18 protein-coding genes and 1 riboswitch are annotated in these 19,051 nt (G+C 66.9%); of the genes, 11 read left to right on the top strand and 7 right to left on the bottom strand.

Going from position 1 to position 19,051, the window contains the following annotated elements; genetic code table 11:
- Positions 1-246 precede the first annotated feature (246 nt).
- Together murJ and V8Z74_RS23005 are read left to right on the top strand one after the other, a co-directional pair.
- Positions 247-1,812 (top strand): murein biosynthesis integral membrane protein MurJ, encoded by a 1,566-nt coding sequence (gene murJ / locus V8Z74_RS23010; RefSeq protein WP_349711501.1) that lies wholly within the window; start codon positions 247-249, stop codon positions 1,810-1,812.
- A 94-nt stretch (positions 1,813-1,906) separates the two neighbouring features.
- Positions 1,907-2,755: a SirB1 family protein gene (locus V8Z74_RS23005; protein WP_349711498.1), complete on the top strand. Its 849-nt coding sequence runs from the start codon at positions 1,907-1,909 to the stop codon at positions 2,753-2,755.
- Positions 2,756-2,767: 12 nt separating this feature from the next.
- On the opposite strand, the gene V8Z74_RS23000 is transcribed toward V8Z74_RS23005, so the two are convergent.
- Positions 2,768-3,847, bottom strand: a complete 1,080-nt coding sequence (locus V8Z74_RS23000) for an AI-2E family transporter (protein WP_349711496.1) — start codon at positions 3,845-3,847, stop codon at positions 2,768-2,770.
- Between the two features lie 17 nt (positions 3,848-3,864).
- Complete coding sequence (gene purM, locus V8Z74_RS22995) at positions 3,865-4,917, bottom strand: phosphoribosylformylglycinamidine cyclo-ligase (protein ID WP_349711494.1); 1,053 nt, start codon at positions 4,915-4,917, stop codon at positions 3,865-3,867.
- A 396-nt stretch (positions 4,918-5,313) separates the two neighbouring features.
- Here purM and hda point away from each other — a divergent pair, with 396 nt between their 5' ends.
- The 6 genes from hda to V8Z74_RS22965 all read left to right on the top strand — a co-directional run bounded on the left by hda (position 5,314) and on the right by V8Z74_RS22965 (position 11,691).
- A complete protein-coding gene (hda, locus tag V8Z74_RS22990; RefSeq protein ID WP_349711505.1) occupies positions 5,314-6,012 on the top strand; it encodes a DnaA regulatory inactivator Hda in 699 nt (232 codons plus the stop codon).
- A gap of 144 nt (positions 6,013-6,156) precedes the next feature.
- Positions 6,157-6,861 (top strand): histidinol-phosphatase, encoded by a 705-nt coding sequence (locus V8Z74_RS22985; RefSeq protein ID WP_349711492.1) that lies wholly within the window; start codon positions 6,157-6,159, stop codon positions 6,859-6,861.
- Positions 6,858-8,483 carry a polynucleotide adenylyltransferase PcnB gene (gene pcnB, locus V8Z74_RS22980; RefSeq protein WP_349711490.1) on the top strand — a complete coding sequence of 542 codons (1,626 nt, stop codon included), beginning with the start codon at positions 6,858-6,860 and terminating at the stop codon, positions 8,481-8,483. The genes V8Z74_RS22985 and pcnB overlap by 4 nt, the downstream gene beginning before the upstream one ends.
- A 4-nt stretch (positions 8,484-8,487) precedes the next feature.
- A complete protein-coding gene (gene folK, locus V8Z74_RS22975) occupies positions 8,488-8,994 on the top strand; it encodes a 2-amino-4-hydroxy-6-hydroxymethyldihydropteridine diphosphokinase (RefSeq protein WP_349711487.1) in 507 nt (168 codons plus the stop codon).
- Between the two features lie 184 nt (positions 8,995-9,178).
- Complete coding sequence (locus V8Z74_RS22970; protein WP_245633352.1) at positions 9,179-10,129, top strand: glycosyltransferase family 2 protein; 951 nt, start codon at positions 9,179-9,181, stop codon at positions 10,127-10,129.
- Entirely contained in the window at positions 10,126-11,691 is a 1,566-nt protein-coding gene (locus V8Z74_RS22965; RefSeq protein ID WP_349711485.1) for a glycosyltransferase family 39 protein, read from the top strand. Before V8Z74_RS22970 ends, V8Z74_RS22965 begins: the two co-directional genes overlap by 4 nt.
- Here the strand turns inward: V8Z74_RS22965 and V8Z74_RS22960 are convergent.
- Positions 11,648-12,064 (bottom strand): GtrA family protein, encoded by a 417-nt coding sequence (locus V8Z74_RS22960; protein WP_349711483.1) that lies wholly within the window; start codon positions 12,062-12,064, stop codon positions 11,648-11,650. The two genes, V8Z74_RS22965 and V8Z74_RS22960, sit on opposite strands and share 44 nt — an antisense overlap.
- 42 nt (positions 12,065-12,106) lie before the next feature.
- Between V8Z74_RS22960 and V8Z74_RS22955 the strand changes: the two genes are divergently transcribed.
- Positions 12,107-12,925 carry a ChbG/HpnK family deacetylase gene (locus V8Z74_RS22955; RefSeq protein WP_349711481.1) on the top strand — a complete coding sequence of 273 codons (819 nt, stop codon included), beginning with the start codon at positions 12,107-12,109 and terminating at the stop codon, positions 12,923-12,925.
- 27 nt (positions 12,926-12,952) lie between these two features.
- Here V8Z74_RS22955 and V8Z74_RS22950 read toward each other — a convergent pair whose 3' ends face one another.
- Both V8Z74_RS22950 and V8Z74_RS22945 read right to left on the bottom strand, forming a co-directional pair.
- A complete protein-coding gene (locus V8Z74_RS22950; RefSeq protein WP_066476791.1) occupies positions 12,953-13,921 on the bottom strand; it encodes a Bug family tripartite tricarboxylate transporter substrate binding protein in 969 nt (322 codons plus the stop codon).
- Positions 13,922-14,079: 158 nt separating this feature from the next.
- On the bottom strand, positions 14,080-15,126 hold the full coding sequence (locus V8Z74_RS22945; protein ID WP_349711479.1) for a CDP-6-deoxy-delta-3,4-glucoseen reductase: 1,047 nt from the start codon (positions 15,124-15,126) through the stop codon (positions 14,080-14,082).
- A 199-nt stretch (positions 15,127-15,325) separates the two neighbouring features.
- Between V8Z74_RS22945 and V8Z74_RS22940 the strand changes: the two genes are divergently transcribed.
- A complete protein-coding gene (locus V8Z74_RS22940) occupies positions 15,326-16,264 on the top strand; it encodes an SDR family oxidoreductase (RefSeq protein ID WP_066477133.1) in 939 nt (312 codons plus the stop codon).
- Between the two features lie 140 nt (positions 16,265-16,404).
- Here the strand turns inward: V8Z74_RS22940 and V8Z74_RS22935 are convergent, their stop codons facing one another.
- Together V8Z74_RS22935 and V8Z74_RS22930 are read right to left on the bottom strand one after the other, a co-directional pair.
- Complete coding sequence (locus V8Z74_RS22935) at positions 16,405-17,076, bottom strand: DUF4124 domain-containing protein (RefSeq protein ID WP_349711475.1); 672 nt, start codon at positions 17,074-17,076, stop codon at positions 16,405-16,407.
- A gap of 134 nt (positions 17,077-17,210) precedes the next feature.
- A complete protein-coding gene (locus V8Z74_RS22930; protein WP_349711473.1) occupies positions 17,211-17,762 on the bottom strand; it encodes a hypothetical protein in 552 nt (183 codons plus the stop codon).
- 349 nt (positions 17,763-18,111) lie between these two features.
- A riboswitch (FMN riboswitch) is annotated at positions 18,112-18,273 on the top strand.
- A 98-nt stretch (positions 18,274-18,371) separates the two neighbouring features.
- Between V8Z74_RS22930 and V8Z74_RS22925 the strand changes: the two genes are divergently transcribed.
- The gene (locus V8Z74_RS22925) at positions 18,372-18,914 is read left to right on the top strand and encodes a 6,7-dimethyl-8-ribityllumazine synthase (protein ID WP_349711471.1); all 543 of its coding nucleotides are present in this window, start codon (positions 18,372-18,374) and stop codon (positions 18,912-18,914) included.
- The last annotated feature ends 137 nt before the right edge of the window (positions 18,915-19,051 follow it).

Here is a 19,051-nt window from a genome sequence, read left to right as displayed (position 1 = left end):
TTCGTAGCGGCTGGGACGAGACATTTAGGCTGGTTTCCTCCTGCCTGTATCGTCTCATCTCCCATGCGCATCGCTCTGAATGTCGATTCAGCCTAGGGGAGGGGGACGACACCTTCGCGGCGGGGCGGCCCTTGCTTGGTGTCCTGGGATGGGCCGGTGGCCGTTTTCGGAGGGCGTGGTTGCTACAGATTGCAAAGCCGGCGAGTCGGCAAGCAGCCCGCCCGGCAAGCGCATACACTTCGCTGCGTGTCACTGTTCAAAGCCGCCTCCACCGTATCCCTGCTGACGCTGGCCTCCCGCATTTCGGGCCTGCTGCGCGATCTGCTCATGGCCTCCATCTTCGGGGCCAGCGCCCTGACCGACGCCTTCAATGTCGCGTTCCGGATTCCCAACTTGTTCCGGCGCCTGTTTGCCGAAGGCGCATTCAGCCAGGCCTTCGTGCCGGTGCTGGCGGCCAGCAAGACCCAGGATGGCGAGGAGGCCACGCGCCACCTCATCAGCCATGTGGCCACCATCTTGTTCTGGGCGCTGATCGTGGTTTGCGTGCTGGGCGTGATCGGTGCGCCGCTGCTGGTGTGGCTGCTGGCCAGCGGCCTGCGCCAGGCGCCCGAGGGCTACCAGGCCGCCGTGGTCATGACCCGCTGGATGTTCCCCTATATCGGCTTCATGTCGCTGGTGGCGCTGTCGGCCGGCATTCTCAATACCTGGAGGAAATTCGTGGTGCCAGCCGCCACGCCGGTGCTGCTGAACCTGAGCATGATTGCCGCGGCCGTCCTGGTGGCGCCCTGGTTCGGGCGCCAGGGCATCGAGCCCATCTATGCCATGGCCGGCGGCGTGATGCTGGGCGGCGTGCTGCAACTGGCCGTGCAGGTGCCGGCATTGCTGCGCATGGGGCTGATGCCGCATATCGGCTTTTCGGCAGCAGCCATCCGCGAGGCCTGGAACGAAGCCGGCGTGCGCCGCATCCTGTCGCTCATGGCTCCGGCCCTGCTGGGCGTGGGCGTGGCCCAGGTGTCGCTGATGATTAACACGCAGATCGCCTCCTATCTGGCGACCGGCAGCGTGACCTGGCTGTTCTATGCGGACCGGTTGATGGAGTTCCCCACCTCCCTGCTGGGTGTGGCCCTGGGCGTGGTGCTCACGCCGCAGCTGGCATCGGCCCGGGCGGCCGGCGATGCCGAGCGCTACTCCAACATGCTGGACTGGGGATTGCGCCTGGTGTTCCTGATGGCCGTGCCCTGCGCCGTGGGGCTGCTGACCTTTGCCACGCCGCTGGTGGCCACGCTGTTCCACCGCGGCGCGCTGCATGACAGCGACGTGGGCCAGATCGCCCTGGCCCTGATCGGCTACGGTGTCGGCCTGGTCGGTCTCGTGGCCATCAAGGTGCTGGCACCCGGCTACTACGCGAGCCAGGATATCCGCACGCCGGTCAAGATCGCCATTGCCGTGCTGGCCATCACCCAGCTGCTCAACCTGGTGTTCGTGCCCTGGCTGGCCCATACCGGGCTGGCCTTGTCCATCGGGCTGGGCGCCCTGGTCAATGCGGGCTGGCTGCTGCTGGGCCTGCTGCGCCGCGGCGTGTACCAGCCGCAGCCGGGCTGGGGCAAGCTCGCGCTGCAGGTGGTGGCGGCCAGCGCCTTGCTGGCCGTGCTGCTGCTGTGGGGCAGCCAGCACTTCGACTGGATCGGGCTGCGTGCCCACAGCCTGGAGCGGGCGGGCCTGCTGCTGGCGCTGATGGCCGCTGCGGCCGTGGTGTACTTTGGCGCGCTGCGCATCGGCGGCCTGAATCTGCGCCAGCTGCTGCGGCGCTGAGATTATGAAAAAGTGAGCATGTTGCACTGATAAACAGTGCATATTGGGGGTATTTCGCTTGCAGTTCAGTGCGCATGGGCTTACAAAGCGGCCTATGAGCTGGACCCTTGACGAGCACCCCACCGCGCTGCAGTATTTTGCCTCCCTGGTTCAAAGCGACAGCGATTTCGCGCTGATGGAGGCGGCCATCAGCATCGGCCAGGATGCCGAACCCGATCTGGACCTGCAGGCCGTGATGGCGGACATCGACCGCCTGCAGGTGCGCCTGGCCCAACGGCTGGCCGGTGAGACCGACCCGCTGCAGTGCCTGGGTGCACTCACCAAGTTCTTCTATGGCGAACTGGGCTTCGCCGGCAACCTCAACAACTACTACGATCCGGGCAATAGCTACATCCACCAGGTGCTGCGCACGCGCCGCGGCATTCCCATCAGCGTGGCCCTGTTGTGGCTGGAGCTGGCGCGCGGCCTGGAGCTGCCGGCCGACGGCATCAGCTTTCCGGGCCATTTCATGGTCAAGGTGCTGCTGCCCCAGGGGCAGGTGGTGATGGACCCGCTCACCGGCGAATCGCTTTCTGCCAACGGCCTGGCCGAGCGGCTCCAGCCTTTTCTGGACCAGGCCGGCGTCACGCCCGAGGAGGCTGCGCCACTGGGGCTGTACCTGCAGGCCGCGAAGCCGCGCGACATCATGGAGCGCATGCTGCGCAACCTGCAGGAAATCCACCTGGCCCAGCGCGACTGGCCCATGCTGGTGGCTGTGCTCAACCGCCTGCTGATCCTCAGGCCCGAGGTCCGCGAGAATTACCGCGACCGGGGCCTGGCCTATGCGGAATGGGGTGTCACGGAGCGGGCGCTAGCAGATCTGGAGCACTATCTGCAGGATTTGCAAGGATCTGAAGCTGCATATATCGAAAAGACCATAACCCGCCTGCGCAAGGCGCTATGAAAACGGCTGCCCTCAGACCAGCTGAACGGCTTCCAGCTCTTTCTTGAGATAGGCGTAGAACAGCGGCGCGGCAACCAGGCCGGCCGGGCCGAACACCGATTCGGCCACGAACATGACGGTCAGCAGCTCCCAGACGCCCATATGGGTGCGCTGGCCCACGACCTTGGCGTTGATCACGTACTCCGCCTTGTGGATCAGGATCAGAAAGCCCAGGCAGGCCGCCGACGCCACGGGCGAGACCGACAGCCCCACCAGCGTGAGCACGGAATTGCACAGCAGGTTGCCGACGATGGGAATCAGGCCCGCGAAGAAGGTCAGCGTGATGAGCGCCGGCGTGTAGGGCAGCTCCAGATTCCAGATGGGCAGCACCAGCAGCAGGAAGACGGCCGTGAGCAGCGTGTTGAAGAGGGCAATCCAGAACTGCGCCGCGACGATCTGCCGGAAGGCCTCGCCGAAATGCGCGATGCGCTGGTTCAGCGCCGCAATCAGCGGCGGCCGGCGCCGGGCGATGGGGCGGACGGCGGCCAGTGCGCCCACGATCAGGCCCACATAGGCGTACAGCAGGCCGGTCAGCCAGGCGCGGCCTGCGTGGGCCAGCATGCCGGCCTTGGTGGCCAGGTAGTTGGCCAGCATGTGCTGGATCTCCTGGGCGCCGTCGGGCAGCTGGTCGGCAATGTCGGCGGGCAGCTTGTCGCGCAGCTCCAGCACCGTGCGGGCCAGGTAGTCCAGCAGCTCCTTGTATTGCTGCGGCGCCTCGGTGATGTAGGAGCGCGTATGGGTCAGGGCGCCGCTGAGTAGGGCCAGCGGCGCGAGGATGACGATGGTGGTGGCCACCACCTGCGCCCAGCGCGGCAGCGTGCCCCTGCTGCGTGCCTGGGGGCTGATGCGGGCCAGCAGCCGCGCCAGGGCGCGAGTGAGCAGAAAGCCCACGCACACGCACAGCAGCCCGGGCAGCAGGCCCTGCAGCATCACCAGCAGCAGCGCCGCCCCCATCAGCAGATAGCTGGCCAGAACGACCTTGGAGGACGGCTCCGGCAGCGGACTCTCCGCCGGGACAGGATGGGGCAGGGGCGCGGGAAGGTGCTGCGGCATGCGCGGACGGGCCGGGTTTAACGGACTTCGACGCTCTGGCCGGCGCCGCGCTCGGCGATCTGGCCGATGGTGTAGACCGTCTCGCCCAACTCGCGCAGCGTGGCGGCCGTGGCTTCGGCTTCTTCGGCGGCAACCACCACCACCATGCCGATGCCGTTGTTGAAGGTGCGGTTCATCTCGATGTCGTCGATGCCGGCGGTCTTCTGCAGCCAGGCGAACAGCTCGGTCTGGGGCCAGCTGCCGGCCTTCAGGTGGGCCGCCGTGCCTTCGGGCAGTACGCGGGGAATGTTCTCCAGCAGACCGCCGCCGGTGATGTGGGCCAGCGCCTTGATCGGATGCTTGGCCAGGGCGGCCAGCACGTTCTTCACATACAGCCGCGTGGGCTCCATGATGGCGGCCTTGAAGGGCTTGCCGTCCAGCGTCGGGGGCACGGTGCCCTGGGCCTCGGCGCGCTCGATGCACTTGCGCACCAGCGAGAAGCCGTTGGAATGCACGCCGTGCGAGGCCAGGCCCAGCACTACGTCGCCGGGCTTGACGTTCTGGCCCGTCAGGATCTTGGACTTCTCGACCGCGCCCACGGCAAAGCCTGCCAGGTCATATTCGCCGTCGGGATACATGCCGGGCATTTCGGCGGTTTCGCCGCCGATCAGCGCGCAGCCGGACAGTTCGCAGCCCCTGGCAATGCCGCCCACCACGGCAGCGGCCGTATCCACATGCAGCTTGCCGCAGGCGAAGTAGTCCAGGAAGAACAGGGGTTCGGCGCCTTGCACCAGCACGTCGTTTACGCTCATGGCCACCAGGTCGATGCCCACGGTGTCGTGCATGTTCCACTCGAAGGCCAGCTTGAGCTTGGTGCCCACGCCGTCGGTACCGGAAACCAGCACGGGCTCCTGGTAGCGCTTGGGCACTTCGAACAGGGCGCCGAAACCGCCGATGCCTGCCATCACGCCTTCGCGCAGGGTTTTCTTGGCCAGAGGCTTGATGCGTTCGACCAGGGCGTCGCCGGCGTCGATGTCAACACCTGCGTCTTTGTAGGAAATGGGGGTAGAGGAGGAAGCGGAAGAGCTCATCGATGAATCCGGTGCGGGTGTGCCCGAGGGTGGGCGAGAACCCCGGGATTCTACGGCGAGCGCCCGCGGCCTGCGCGGGCGGCCATCGGGCTTGAAGGTTTTTTGCGGCGTTGCGGTGCCGTGGCTGCAGGCCCTTTTTTTCCGGCAAAGGCTGCCGTTGCAGGCAAAACGGCGGCTTCCCTCCAGCACCGTGCGGCGCAGACTAAAATCAGGCGTTTGCTATCGTGCCGCCGCGGCGGCTGAGATTTCAGCACCAGACTGCCTTCACCCGTTTCTCTCACCATTGATGCTGCTGACGACTCTTTTGCCAGACTCTGCTGCATGGGCCTTGGAGCGTGCTCACGACGCGGACGCGCTCTTGGGTCCGGGAAAGGGGGCGCTGCGCGTATGTCGCAGATGAAGCAGCTGGCCCTGGATATCAGCATGGCGTCGAGTCCGACGCTGTCGCGTTTCTTCGTCGGTCCCAATGCCGCGGTGATCGACCACCTGCGCCACTGGGTGGGCGACGGCAGGCTGCAGCAGGCCCGCACGCCAGTGCCCACTTACCTGTGGGGGGAGTCGGGGTCGGGAAAGACCCATCTGCTCAAGGCCGTGCGCGAGGCGCTGCGCGAGCAGGGAGCGATGGTCGGATGGATGGATGCGAACACGCTGTTCCCGCCGCCGTTCGACGAGCGCTGGGCCGCCGTGCTCATGGACGATGTGGACATCTACACGCCCTTGCAGCAGACGCGCGCCTTCAACTGGTTCGTCAACGCCACCAGCCCTGCGACCGGTTCGCCGCGCTGGGTGCTGGGCGCGGGCCAGTTGCCGGTGGCGGACCTGAAGCTGCGCGAAGACCTGCGGACCCGCCTGGGCTGGGGCCATGTGTATCAGCTGCAGCTGCTGGACGAGTCGGCGCGCCGTGCCGTGCTCAGGCAGGAGGCCGATGCCCGCGGCGTCTTCCTGAGCGATGAAGTGATGGATTACATGCTCAGGCGCTTTTCGCGCGACCTGGGCTCTTTGATGCAGCTGCTGGACATGCTGGACGGTTTTGCCTTGCGCAACAAGCGTGCCATCACCATCCCGCTGCTCAAGACCATGCTGGAGACCGAGTGAAGCCGTGCAGGCCTGGCCTGCGCGGGCGGCACCGGAGCCGGCTTTTGTTTGTAGGACTTACGCATAGGAGTGAACCGGAGGCTGGGATCCGCAGGCCATTGCCCTGCTTCAGCCTGTTGTGCGCAAGTCGTGTTTTGGAGCCACATGTCGACCCAATCCGTACCGCAGTCCAAGCTCAGGCTGGCACTGTTTGACCTGGACCATACCTTGCTGCCCCTGGACTCCGATTACGAGTGGGGGCAGTTCACCTCGCGCATCGGCTGGACGGACCCCGTGGAGTTCGGGCGCCGCAACGACGAATTCTTCGCTCACTACCAGGCCGGCACGCTGGATGTGCACGACTATGTGCGCTTTGCCACCGAAGCCTTCTGCCAGCGCGGCGCGAGCGAGGCCGATGCCGCCCACGAGTGCTTCATGCGCGAGGTGATCCTGCCGGCCATCACGCCCCAGGCCCGCGCGCTGCTCAAGGCCCACCAGGATGCCGGCGATACCATCGTCATCGTCACGGCCACCAATGAATTCGTGACACGCCCGATCGCCCGGGCGCTGGGCGTCGAGGAGCTGATTGCCGTGGAACTGGTGCGCAATGCCCAGGGCTGGTATACCGGCGAGATCAAGGGCCAGCCCAGCATGCGCGAAGGCAAGGTGGTGCGCGTGCTGCAATGGCTGGAGCACAGGGGCCTGGACTGGGCCGATGTCGAAGCCACTTTCTACAGTGACTCGTGGAACGATGTACCGCTGCTGGAGCGGGTCGATCATCCCGTGGCCACCAACCCCGATGCGCGCCTGCGCGCCCTGGCCCAGGAGCGCGGCTGGCGCATCGTGGATCTATTTACCGAAGCACCATGATCAAGACCATTATCGACAAGCTGCTGGGCAAGGCCCCGGCTGCACCCCGTTCGCGCAAGCCGCGCTTTGGCAAGCGCGAGGAGGTGCCGGTGCAGGTGCACGGCATCGATCCCCAGCTCGTGGACCGCCGCGCCGTGGACGTGGTGCAGACGCTCAAGAGCGCAGGCTACGAGGCCTACATCGTGGGTGGCGCCGTGCGCGACCTGCTGCTGGGCCTGCGTCCCAAGGACTTCGATGTGGCGACGAATGCCACGCCCGAGCAGGTCAAGAGCCTGTTCCGGCGCGCTTTCATCATCGGCAAGCGCTTCCGCATCGTGCACGTGGTCTATGGCCGCGGCCGCGAGAACGAAGTCATCGAGGTTTCCACCTTCCGCGCCTTCCTGGACAACAGCCTGGCCGAGGCCGTCAGCGGCAACGAGCGCACCAGCAAGGCCCAGCTGGCCAGCATGAAGCATGCGGTGGATGCCAGCGGCCGCGTGCTGCGCGACAACGTCTGGGGGCCGCAGGACCAGGACGCCACGCGCCGCGACTTCACCATCAACGCCATGTACTACGACCCCGAGACGCAGATCGTGGTCGACTACCACAACGGCATTGCCGATGCGCAAAAGCGCGTGCTGCGCATGATCGGGGATCCGGCCACGCGCTACCGCGAGGACCCGGTGCGCATCATCCGTGCCGTGCGTTTCGCCGCCAAGCTCTCGGGCAAGGGCTTCAAGCTCGAGCCCAAGTCGGCCAAGCCGCTGGTGGAATGCGAACCGCTGCTGGCCGACGTTCCGCAAAGCCGCCTGTTCGACGAAATGCTCAAGCTGCTGCAGACCGGCCACGCGCTGGCATCGGTGGCGCAGCTGAAGGCGCTGGGCCTGTCGCGCGGCATCTATCCGTTGCTGGACGTGGTGATGGAGCGCGCCGACCACCCGTTCGTACAGGCCGCGCTGACCGACACGGATCGCCGCGTGGGCGAAGGCAAGCCCGTGGCGCCCAGCTTCCTGCTGGCCTGCGTGCTGTGGCAGGACGTGAAGACCGGCTGGGAGAAAAAGCTGGCCCAGCGCATGCATCCCTTCCCGGCCCTGCAGGAAGCCATTGACGAGGTCTTCGATGCGCGCATCGGCGACGTGTCGGGCCGCGGCAAGCTCGCGGCCGACATGCGCGAGATCTGGGTCATGCAGCCGCGCTTCGACAAGCGCACGGGCGCCACGCCGTTTTCCATGGTGGCCCAGCCGCGCTTTCGTGCGGGCTTTGACTTCATGCGCCTGCGCGCCGACATCGGCGAGGTCGATGAAAGCCTGGCCAGCTGGTGGCAGGAGTTCCAGCAGGCCGACGACGGACGCCGCGAAGACCTGATTGCCCAGGCGCGCGACGAGCAGCGCGCGCGCCAGCGCGCCCAGCAGCAGTCCGAGCCCAAGGTGCACCGCGTGGCCAGGAGCCGTGCCGGCCGGGAAGGCGTGACGCCGCTGCAAAGTCCGCAGGAGGCCGAGGACGGCAGCCTGCTGGATCAGGCTGCCGCGGCCACCCATGACGGCACGATGTCCGATGGCGGCGCTCCGAAGAAGCGGCGCCGCCGTCGTCGCAAGCCGGGCGGAGGCGGTGCGCAGGCTGATTCCTCCTCGTCCGTCTCCTGACATCATGGCTGCCGATTTGCAGGAAGAAGCGCAGCTGGCCTGGATCGGGCTGGGTGCCAATCTCGGGGACGCGAGGAATGCGCTGTGCACCGCGGTGCGCAGCATCGCGGCCTTGCCGCAAACGCGTGTGCTGCAGCTTTCCTCGCTGTACCGCAGTGCGCCGGTGGATGCGGGTGGCCCCGACTATTTCAATGCCGTGGCCGTTGCCGCCACCCGGCTGGCGGCGCTGGAGCTGCTCGATGCGCTGCAGGCCATCGAGCTGGCGGCCGGCAGGGAGCGCCCTTACCGCAACGCGCCGCGCACGCTGGATCTGGATCTGTTGCGCTTTGGCGATCTGCAGATGCAGAGCGAGCGCCTGACGCTGCCGCACCCGCGGATGCTGGAGCGCGCCTTTGTGCTGCAGCCCATGGCCGAACTGCCGGGCGCCGGTGTGACGGCTGCGCAGCTGGCCTCGGTGGCGGACCAGCGCATCGAGGCGGTCGCGGCGCCCGGAGACTGGTACCGGCTCTGAGGCCTGCCGGGCTGCATGCAGCGGCCATCCATTAAGTTAACTTTCAGGTGGAAGCAGCAACATGGCGAAACATGTTGCTTTTTCATACTGAGGTTTGCCTGTGAGTGACCATTTGCTGATGCGGGAGGCATGGCTGCCGCCTCGCGAAATTGCGCTGGGCAGCTCCGGCCCAGTCGCCTCGGCCATGCGCAGCGCACACTCCATTTCCTGCGTGCTGCCCTGCTACAACGAGGCGGAGAACCTGGACCGCCTTCTGCCCCTGCTGTGCGCCAAGCTCGCTCACCTTGCTCCTTTGTGGGAAATTCTGGTGGTCGATGATGGCAGCACGGACGACACCGAAGCGCGGCTGCGCCACTGGACCCAGCGCCCCGGCGTGCGTGCGTTGCGGCTGTCGCGCAACTTCGGCAAGGAGGCGGCGCTGACGGCCGGACTGCAGGCCGCCCGGGGCGAAATCACCATCATGATGGATGCCGACCTGCAGCATCCCCTGGCGCTGCTGGACACCTTTGTGCGGCACTGGAGTGCCGGCGCCGACGTGGTCTATGCGGTGCGTGCGCACCGCGATGCCGAAAGCCGCTTCAAGCGCGTAGGAACGCACTGGTTCTACAGCCTGCTCAACCACGGCGGCCGCTTCAAGGTGCCGGAAGACGCGGGCGACTTCCGCCTGATGGATCGCAAGGTGGTGCAGGCGCTGCTGGACCTGCCCGAGCGCAACCGTTTCATGAAGGGCCTGTATGCCTGGGTGGGGTTCGATGCGGTGGCCGTGCCCTACGTGCCCGACGCGCGCGCGCATGGCGTGAGCCATTTCAACAAGCTGCGCCTGATCCGGCTGGCGCTTGACGGCATCATGGCCTTCACGGTGTGGCCGCTGCGCGCGGTGATCGGCCTGGGCTTCCTGCTGGCGCTGGGCGCATTTGCCTACGGCGCCTACCTCACGCTGGTCTATCTGCTGTATGGCCACAATGTGAGCGGCTGGACCACGATTGTGGTCAGTCTCATGCTGTTTGCTGGCGTGCAGCTGGTTTCGCTGGGCGTGGTGGGCGAGTATGTCGGGCGCATTTATGAAGAGGTCAAGCGGCGGCCTCTGTTCCTGGTCAAGCGCGAACTCGGCCAGGGTATCCGGGAGGACGCATGAGCACGGCCGGAGCAAGGTTGTCGCGGCAGGACGGCTGGAAGGTGCTGGCCCTGGTGGTTCTGTGGCTGGGCGCCACCGCATGGCTGCGGCCCCTGATGCTGCCCGACGAAGGGCGCTATGCGTCCGTGGCTCTGGAGATGCTGCGCTCGGGCGACTGGCTCACGCCGATGCTCAACGGCCTGCCTTTCTTTCACAAACCGCCGCTGTTCTACTGGATTTCCGGCGCGGCCATGGGGATGACGGGCTCAAGCGAGCTGGCGGCGCGCTCCGCATCGCTGGCGGGCGCCACGCTGGGCGCGATCGCGCTCTACCTGTTTGTGCGGCGCTGGTGCGGGATGGCATCCGCCCGCCGCGCCGTCATCGTGCTGGCGGTGCAGCCGCTGTTCTTTCTGGGAGCGCAGTTTGCCAACCTGGACATGCTGGTGGCCGGCTGCATCACGGCCACGGTGCTGGCCCTGGCCCATGCGGCGCTGAGCTTCGAAGCGGGCCAGCCGGATCGCCGCGCGCTGTGGCTGGCCTACGGGCTTTCGGCACTGGGCGTGCTGGCCAAAGGCCTGATCGGCTTTGTCCTGCCGGCAATGATCGTGGGCCTGTGGCTGATCTTGCGCCGGCGCTGGCGCAGCCTGCTGGCGCTGCTGTCGCTGCCCGGGGCCCTTCTCTTCATGTTGGTGGCGGCGCCCTGGTTCGTGCTCATGCAGCAGCGTTTCGACAGCTTTCTGCATTACTTCTTCGTGGTACAGCATTTCCAGCGCTTTGCCGCAGGCGGCTTCAACAACGTCCAGCCCTTCTGGTTCTATCCGGCCGTGCTGGCCGGCTGCAGCCTGCCCTGCATTCTGTGGTCGCGCCCCGCGTTCACGCGCGGCTATTGGCGGGCCGAAGGAACGCCCGGCGATGTACGCCTGCTGATGGCATTGATGGCGGGCTGCGTGACGCTTTTCTTCTCGCTGCCCCAGTCCAAGCTGATCGGCTACATCCTGCCTGCCGTGCCGGCGCTGGCCTGGCTGATGGCCGATGCCGGCCAGCGGGCGCAGGCATCGCGAAAAAGCCGTTCGTGGTGGAGAGTCAGCCTGGCCATCAGCGCGCTCATCGGCCTGGGCGTGGTGCTGGCGCTGACCGCGAATCCGCGCTACTCGGCGCGTCACATGGGGCAGGTACTGAAAGCCCGCCACCAGCCTGGCGAACCGGTCTACATGCTCGGGGAGTATGTGTACGACCTGCCGTTCTACGCAGGGCTCGACCGGCCGATGCGCATCGTGGACGACTGGCAAAGCCCCGAGATTGCACGGCGCGACAACTGGCGCAGGGAAATGGTCGATGCAGGCGCCTTCGATCCGGCGCTGGCCGGCCAAGTGCTGGTCACGCCGAAGCAGTTGCCTGCGGCGCTGTGCGGCAATGAAGCGGCCTGGGTGGTCGGCGATGCACAGGCGACGCAGATGCTGCCGCTGCTGGCCCAGGTCGCGCCGGTCTTTTCCGAGCATGGCCAGACGCTGTGGCGCGTGGACCCCCGGCAGGTGCTGCCTAGCTGCGCAGAAATGCCCAATGGCGGCTCAGCAGGTAGGTAGCGCCTGCGACCAGCACCAGCACGGCGGCCAGCAGCACGTCGTAGCGGGCGCCGGTCCAGTGCAGCAGGGCTGCATAGGCAGCCTCGTTGACGAGAAAGCCGCCGCCGGAGATGCAGAGAAAGCGCAGGGCCGCGGGCAGCATGGCCGCGCCATGGCCGCGGAAGCTGAGCAGGTGGTGGCCGGTGAACGAAACGCCAACGGCCACCATCCAGCCAGCGGCATTGGCCAGCAGCGGGGGCCACTTCGCCCAGGTCACGGCAGCAATGGCGACGCACCAGTGCACGGCGGCTGCGGCACAGCCGACCATGATGAACCAGCCGATATGGCCAAGCTGAGATGAGCGGGAGAGAGGCGGGAAATGCGAGCGAGACATGAGCGGTGGCAGCATAGCAGCGCGCGTGAAATCTGTGTGTGCGTGGACGATTTCGGCTTGCACCGGGGGATCAACGAAGCCGTGCTGGCGCTGGTGGGCATGGGCCGCGTGCAGGCGGTTTCGGCCCAGGTGGGCGGCCCGGCCTGGAGTGCCGGCGCCAGAGAGCTGAGCCTGCTTGATCCGCAGGGCGTGGATGTGGGGCTGCACCTGGATCTGACCGAATGCCCGTTGCAGGCGGGCATCCGCATGCCGCTCAAGGAGGCGATTGGGCGCGCCTATGCGGGCCGGCTGAATGTGGCGCAGCTGCGCAGCGAGATCCGTGCCCAGTTCGACGCGTTCGAGGATGCGTTGGGGCGCGCTCCAGCCTATGTGGACGGGCACCAGCATGTGCACCAGCTGCCCGTGGTGCGCTCGCTGCTGGTGCAAGAGCTGCTGCTTCGCTATCCGGAGCGAAACACCGGACGAATGCCCTGGCTGCGCAACACACGCGGCCCGTCGCGCAAGGCCCATGCCGATTGGGGAACCTGGGCGAAAGCCGAGGTGATTGCCGCGCTGGGGTCGCGCGCACTGGCCTTGCTGGCGCAGCGCCACGCCGTCGCGCAGAACCGCAGGCTTCTGGGGGTTTACGACTTCAGCGGCGATGCGCAGGCCTATGGCCGCAGGCTTTGGCGCTGGCTGGGGGCAGCGGAAAACGGCGACCTGCTGATGTGCCATGCCGGCCTGTCCACCGGGCAGGCCGACCCGCTGGCACGCGCACGCTTCATCGAGTTTTCGGTGCTGGGCTCTCTGGAGTTCGCGGAGCGGGTCGCGTTCAAGAACATCCGCCTGCGGCCCATGCACCAGATCCTGGAGTCCCGGTAAGGGCTCCAGGCAGGCGCCGGATACGGCTCAGTCGACCTTGGCGCCGGAGGCCTTGACGATGGCCTGGTATTTGCTGCGCTCGGCGGCCATGAACTTGTCGAATTCCGCCGGGCTCGAACCCACGGGCTCGGCCATCAGGGCTTCGAAGCGGGTCTTGGTCTCGGGTGTGCGCAGGGCGTCGTTGAAGGCTTTGCTCAGCTTGTCGAGCACGGGCTTGGGCGTGCCAGCGGGAGCCACCAGGCCCCACCAGGTATCGATCGCAAACCCGGGGAAGGTCTTGGACAGGGCCGGCACGCCGGGCAGCAGCGGCGTGGCATCGAGCGAGGTCACGGCCAGGGCCTTGAGCTTGCCCGACTTGATGTTGGGCGCCGCGGCCGCCAGGTTGTCGATATTGAAGTCCACCTCGCCTGACAGCAGGGCCAGCTGGGCCGGATTGGCGCCGCGGTAGGGTACGTGCAGGGCATAGATGCCGGCCTTCTGCTTGAGCATCTCGCCGGCCAGATGGCCCGCGCTGCCGTTGCCGCCGCTGCCGTAGTTAAGCTTGCCCGGATGCGACTTGGCGTAGGCGATCAGGTCGCCCACGCTGTGGATCTTGAGCTGCTCGGCACGGGCCGCGTTCATCACCAGCACATTGGGCACGCGCACCATCTGCGTGATGCCGGCAAAGTCCTTGCCTGCGTCATAAGGCATCTTGGCGTAGAGCCAGGGGTTGACGGCATGGGTGGCCGTGGCCGCCAGGCCGATGGTCAGACCGTCCGGCGCAGCCTTGGCAATGGCGTCCGCACCGATGTTGCCGCCGGCGCCGGCCTTGTTTTCGATGATGACCACGCCAAGAGAGTCACGCACACGCTCGGCCAGGGCGCGCGAGGTGATGTCCAGCGGACCACCGGGCGCATAGGGCACGATCAGGCGAATGGGCTCTTGCGCCAGGGCAAGCGGGGAGGCCAGGGCAGCAACGGCCGCCATGACCGAGAGAAGGCTGTTTCTACGGTTCATAGGGCCGCTATTGTGCAAAAAATTGCAAAACCACTAACAGGTGGAATGTTTCAATGCAGGATTTTTGCGCCAGAGCACCAGTTGATGCGTGTTGTTTCCGATTTGCTGGCATTTGGCGCTGTCCTGTTGCCCGCTTTGGGCAAGGCTGGGGTCGCTGCTTACTTGTCGGCCTCGGAAGTGAAGGCGTCTGCGAAGAATTCCTCTTCGGGCAGGCCGCGCTGCCCGGTGTAGCTGGTGCGGGCCGAATCGACCACGACAGGAGCGCCGCAGGCGTAGACCTGGTGCCCCGACAGATCGGCGAAATCATCGAGTACGGCCTGGTGCACAAAGCCGGTGCGGCCGCTCCAGCCGTCCTCGGGCAGGGCGTCGGACACCACGGGCACGTACTTGAAATGCGGCATGGCAGCCGTATGTTCCGCAATCCAGGCGGCATCGTAGAGGTCGGCTGGACGGCGTCCGCCCCAGTACAGCGTGGTCGGGCGCGTGATGCCTTTGTGGCCCATGTGCTCGATCAATGCCTTGATGGGCGCAAAGCCCGTGCCAGAAGCCAGCAGGATAATGGGCTTGTCCGAATCCTCGCGCAGGAAGAAGCTGCCGAACGGGCCTTCCACACGCAGGATTTCCTTTTCCTTCATGGCGCCGAACACATGGTCGGTGAACTTGCCGCCGGGCATGTGGCGGATATGCAGTTCCAGGCCCGGAGCCGTCTCCTGCACATGCGGGGCCGTGGCCATGGAATAGGCGCGGCGCGCGCCGTCGCGCAGGATGAATTCCACATACTGGCCCGCGTGGTAGCGGAACTTCTCGGCTGCGGGCAGCTGCAGGCGCACCTGCATCACGTCGTGCGACTTCTTTTCCAGGCTGGCTACGCGCACCGGCATTTTCTTGATGGGAAAGGCGCTGGCATCGGTGACCTGGCGCGATTCGAGCACCACATCGGTATGGGGCGTGGCGCAGCAGGTCAGCACATAGCCGGCTGCTTCCTCCTCGGGCGTCAGGGCCTTGTCCGAGTGCGTGCCGTGGGTGACGTCGCCGCTGAGCTTCTTGCACTTGCAGGAGCCGCAGGCGCCGTCCTTGCAGCCATAGGGCAGGCCCACGCCCGTGCGGATGGCGGCGGCCAGGATGGTTTCGCTGCCCTGTGTGGAAAAGGTGCGGCCGCTGGGCTGGACGGAAATCTGATGGGAGGCGTTGGCAATCTCGGTCATGACGTTCTGGCTGGGACTTGCGCAGACGGAATGCACCGGAGGTGCGCTCCAGGGGCAGGCGGGCCGCCCCCGGGCTGTCTGGCATGGGTCGTTTTTGGTTATCCTTGAATGCGTCCCGGGCGGCCATGGCCATCATGCCGCTGCACCCGCAGCAGCGTGGACGGGTGCCATGGTCTCCTCTACGCAGCAGGTTCCGATTTTGCCCTCAAACCAAAACCCATTGGGCGCGCTGCCGGCGCGCTTTCGTCGTGAGCGTGTGTTGATCGTCGGCTGTGGCGACGTGGGCCAGCGCGTGGCGCGCGTCCTGCCACGCAGCGGCGCGCATGGCGTGCGCGTGCTGGCGCTGACGCGCGATGCACAGCGTGCGCCGCATTTGCGCGTGCAGGGCATCGAGCCCCTGGTCGGCGATCTGGATCGGCCGGCCACGCTGCGCCGACTGGCCGGCATTGCCACACGCGTGCTGCACCTGGCGCCGCCGGCTTCCACCGATGTCAAGGAACCATGGTGGCGGGACCGGCGCACCGAGGCTCTGCTGGGTGCGCTGCGCCTGCGCAGCAGGCCGCTGGGCCTGGTCTATGGCTCCACCACGGGGGTCTACGGCGACTGCCGGGGCGCGTGGGTGCCCGAGAGCCGGCCCTTAGCGCCGGCCACTGCCCGTTCGCAGCGCCGTGCCAATGCCGAACGTGCAGTGCGCTTTGCCGGCCGCCTGGGCATGCGTGCCAGCATTGTGCGCATTCCCGGCATCTATGCGCCGGACCGCGAAGGCGGTACCCCGCGCGCGCGCCTGCTGCGCGGCACGCCGGCGCTGCGGGCCGAGGAAGATGTGTTCACCAGCCACATCCATGCCGATGATCTGGCCCGCGCCTGCGTGCTAGCGCTGTGGCGCGGCAAGAGCCAGCGCATCTACCACGCCTGCGACGACACCGAGCTGCGCATGGGCGATTACTTCGACATGGCGGCCGATCTCTATGGCCTGCCGCGCCCGCCACGTATCACCCGGGAAGAGGCGCAGCGGCAGTTGCCCGCCAGCCTGCTGAGCTTCATGGGCGAGTCGCGCCGCCTGCTCAACCACCGGCTCAAGCGCGAACTCAGGCTGGTGCTGCGCTACCCCACCGTGGACCGGGGCCTGCGCGGCTGAAAAGCAGGCGGGTCGCAACTGGCGTGGCCCGGCCCGGAGACAGCGGGCAAGAGCCGCCTCGCGGCGGGGCGCCTAGCCGAAGCGGTCGTCCCGCTGCATGTCGCCCCTCGGGGAAAAGCGGTGCAGCCGCCCGGAAGGGCTCAAGGGATGGGATGCACGCCGCCCCGGTTGTCGTAGCAGCGGAATACATTGCAGTTGACGATCTGGGCCGGCGGCGCAGGCTGGGGCGGCACGGGCCGCGCCCAGCCCCACTGCTGCGGCCGGTGGATGGCATTGGGCTGCAGCGCGCGTGTCTGCTGCAGCTGGCTGTAGGCTTCGGGGCCCAGGCAAGCCATTTCCATCTGCTGCTGCGCGGCCTGGCTGCGCTCGCCCCAGGTCGCCGGATCTGGGGAGGTCTCGGCCAGGATGGCATCGAAGCGCTGGCGGGCCTGGCGGCAGGCGGGGGAATTGCCGCCGCTCCCGGCTCTGGCGGCAGCCAGCTGCTGCCGGCGTTCCTGCTCCTCGCGCTTTTCGCGCTCCTGGCGCTGGGCCTCATCGCGGGCCATTTCGGCCTTGCTGCGCTCTAGGGCGGCCGCCGCCTGGGCGCGTTCGCGGGCAATCTGTTCGGGGCTGGAGGCCGGCTGCACCTGCACAGATGCTTCGCCGGAAATGCAGCGGCCGTTGGTATAGGTGACTTCTCCGGTCTTGGCATCGGTGCAGCGCAGCACCTGGGCCGGGGCGGCAGTGGCCAGGAACAGCCAGCCTGCGGCGAGCAGGGCGGCCCGCAGGCCCATGCCGACAGCGAAGGCCGGGGAATATGAGGAATAGGACATGGCCCGCTCCTTTCAGATGGCTTTCCGGGCACGCATGCTGCGCCCCTCGGATCGGGCCAGATTATGGCCCGTACCTGACAAAAAGTATCGGCGAGGCACCCGAGCGGCTGTCGCCCTGGGGCGCAAAGGCTTTCCTATCGCCAGTCGCGCTGCTGGCGCCACTGCTGCAGGCGCTCGTTCTGCTGTTGCTGACGGTCCTGATCCTGCTGGCGCTGCTGTTGCCAGCGCTGGCGCTCCTGGTCCCGCTGCTGCTGCCCGCGGTCGCGTTCGCGGTCCTGCTGCATGCGTTCCTGGTCGCGCCGCATCTGCTCCTGATCGCGGCGGTTCTGTTGCTGCTGGCGCTCCCATTCCCGGCGCTGCTGTTCCTGCATGCGCTGCTGCTCGCGGACCTGGCGGTCCTGCTCGCGCTGCTGCTGGTGCTGCCAGGCTTCGCGCTCCCGCTGGCGTTGCCAGTAGGCGCGCTCGCGCTCGCGGGCGGCCCAGTCGTCGCGCTCGTAGATATAGGTGGGATAGGCCGGGTAGGCCGGCTGGCCGCCGATGATGGTGGTGTTCACCGAACCTTGCGGATAGGCGGGATAGCCGTAGCCGTCGTCATATCCGGCCGGCACGGCGCAGGCCGTGCACAGTGCGGCAATGCCCAGCACGGCCACGGCGCGTGCTGCCGTGGCGGGGAGCGGGGAGAGCAAGGCTGATTTCATGGTGTTTCCGGATGGATGACGGGCTGGCCGGGCCTGCGGGGTTTCGTCGTGAGGGCCACCGTGCGCCTGCAAGTGGGGGCAAGGGATGGTGCGTTCTGTGCTTTTTCAACGCATGAGCGGCGGCCCGGGTTGACCTGGATTAGTCCGGAAAATTCAAAAAGCATAGCTTCAGGCGCCCTGCGGCATTCGCTCTGGGGCGTATTCCATGAGTCTTTTCAGTTGCTTCCAAAGGCCTGATGCCTTGGTGACCCTGTTGCCAAAAGAAGTGCCTGGCGGTGGCTAGAATGGCTGCCAGTCCCTTTGCAGGCGCGGCCGGTCCGGCCGGGTCTGTGAAGGGCAGCGTTCTCAGGGCGGGGCGAAATTCCCCACCGGCGGTATCTGCAAGACCTGTCTTGCAGCAGCCCGCGAGCGCCCGGCGGCCTGGTCCAGGTTGCCGGGGTCAGCAGATCTGGTGAGATGCCAGAGCCGACGGTCATAGTCCGGATGAAAGAGACCGCGCAGCATTTGCCTATGCGTCTGCAGCCTGTGGAGCTGCCGCATGGCCGATGCCGTTCGCGCGCGCCCTGATTCATTGGCACCATTGTTTGAAAGCAAACCATGAATCAGACCCCCATCTCCATGAACTTCGCCACCCCCGGCGCGGCCCAGGGCACGCCCTGGAAGGCCGTGGCCAGCCGCAGCCGCATCGCCGTCATCAGCGCCAGCTGGCATACCGAAGTGGTGTACCAGGCGCGGGACTCGGCCCAGGCCGAGCTGCAGGCGCAGGGCGTGCCGGCCGCCAACATCCAGCATTTCAGCGTGCCGGGCGCGTTCGAGATTCCCCTGCTGGCCAAGAAGCTCGTGGACAGCGGCCGTTTCGATGCCGTGATCGCCTGCGCGCTGATCGTCAATGGCGGCATCTACCGCCATGAGTTCGTGACCTCGGCCGTGATCGACGGCCTGATGCGCGTGCAGCTCGATGCCGAGATTCCGGTGTTCTCCGCCGTGCTGACGCCGCGCGACTTCCACGAGCATGGCGACCATCTGGAGTTCTTCCGCCAGCATTTCGTCAAGAAGGGCGTGGAAGTGGCCCATGCCTGCCTGAGCGCGCTGGACCAGCTGGCCCAGGTGGCGGCGCTGGGCCAGGCCAAGGCGGCCTGAGGCACGGGGCAGGCCGGGCCTCACCACAGTTGAGCCCGGCTGCCGATCCCGGAAAACGCTGATTGTTGTGTCGGCGTCTCATCGGGTGGCCCCTGGCATTTGTTCCATTGCCAAGCGCCGGGGGCACGCATACCGTT

The organism is Comamonas sp. w2-DMI (genome assembly GCF_040187735.1).
In the GTDB taxonomy this organism is placed as follows: Bacteria; Pseudomonadota; Gammaproteobacteria; order Burkholderiales; family Burkholderiaceae_C; genus Comamonas; species Comamonas terrae.
This window is presented reverse-complemented; position numbering and strand designations above follow the sequence as displayed.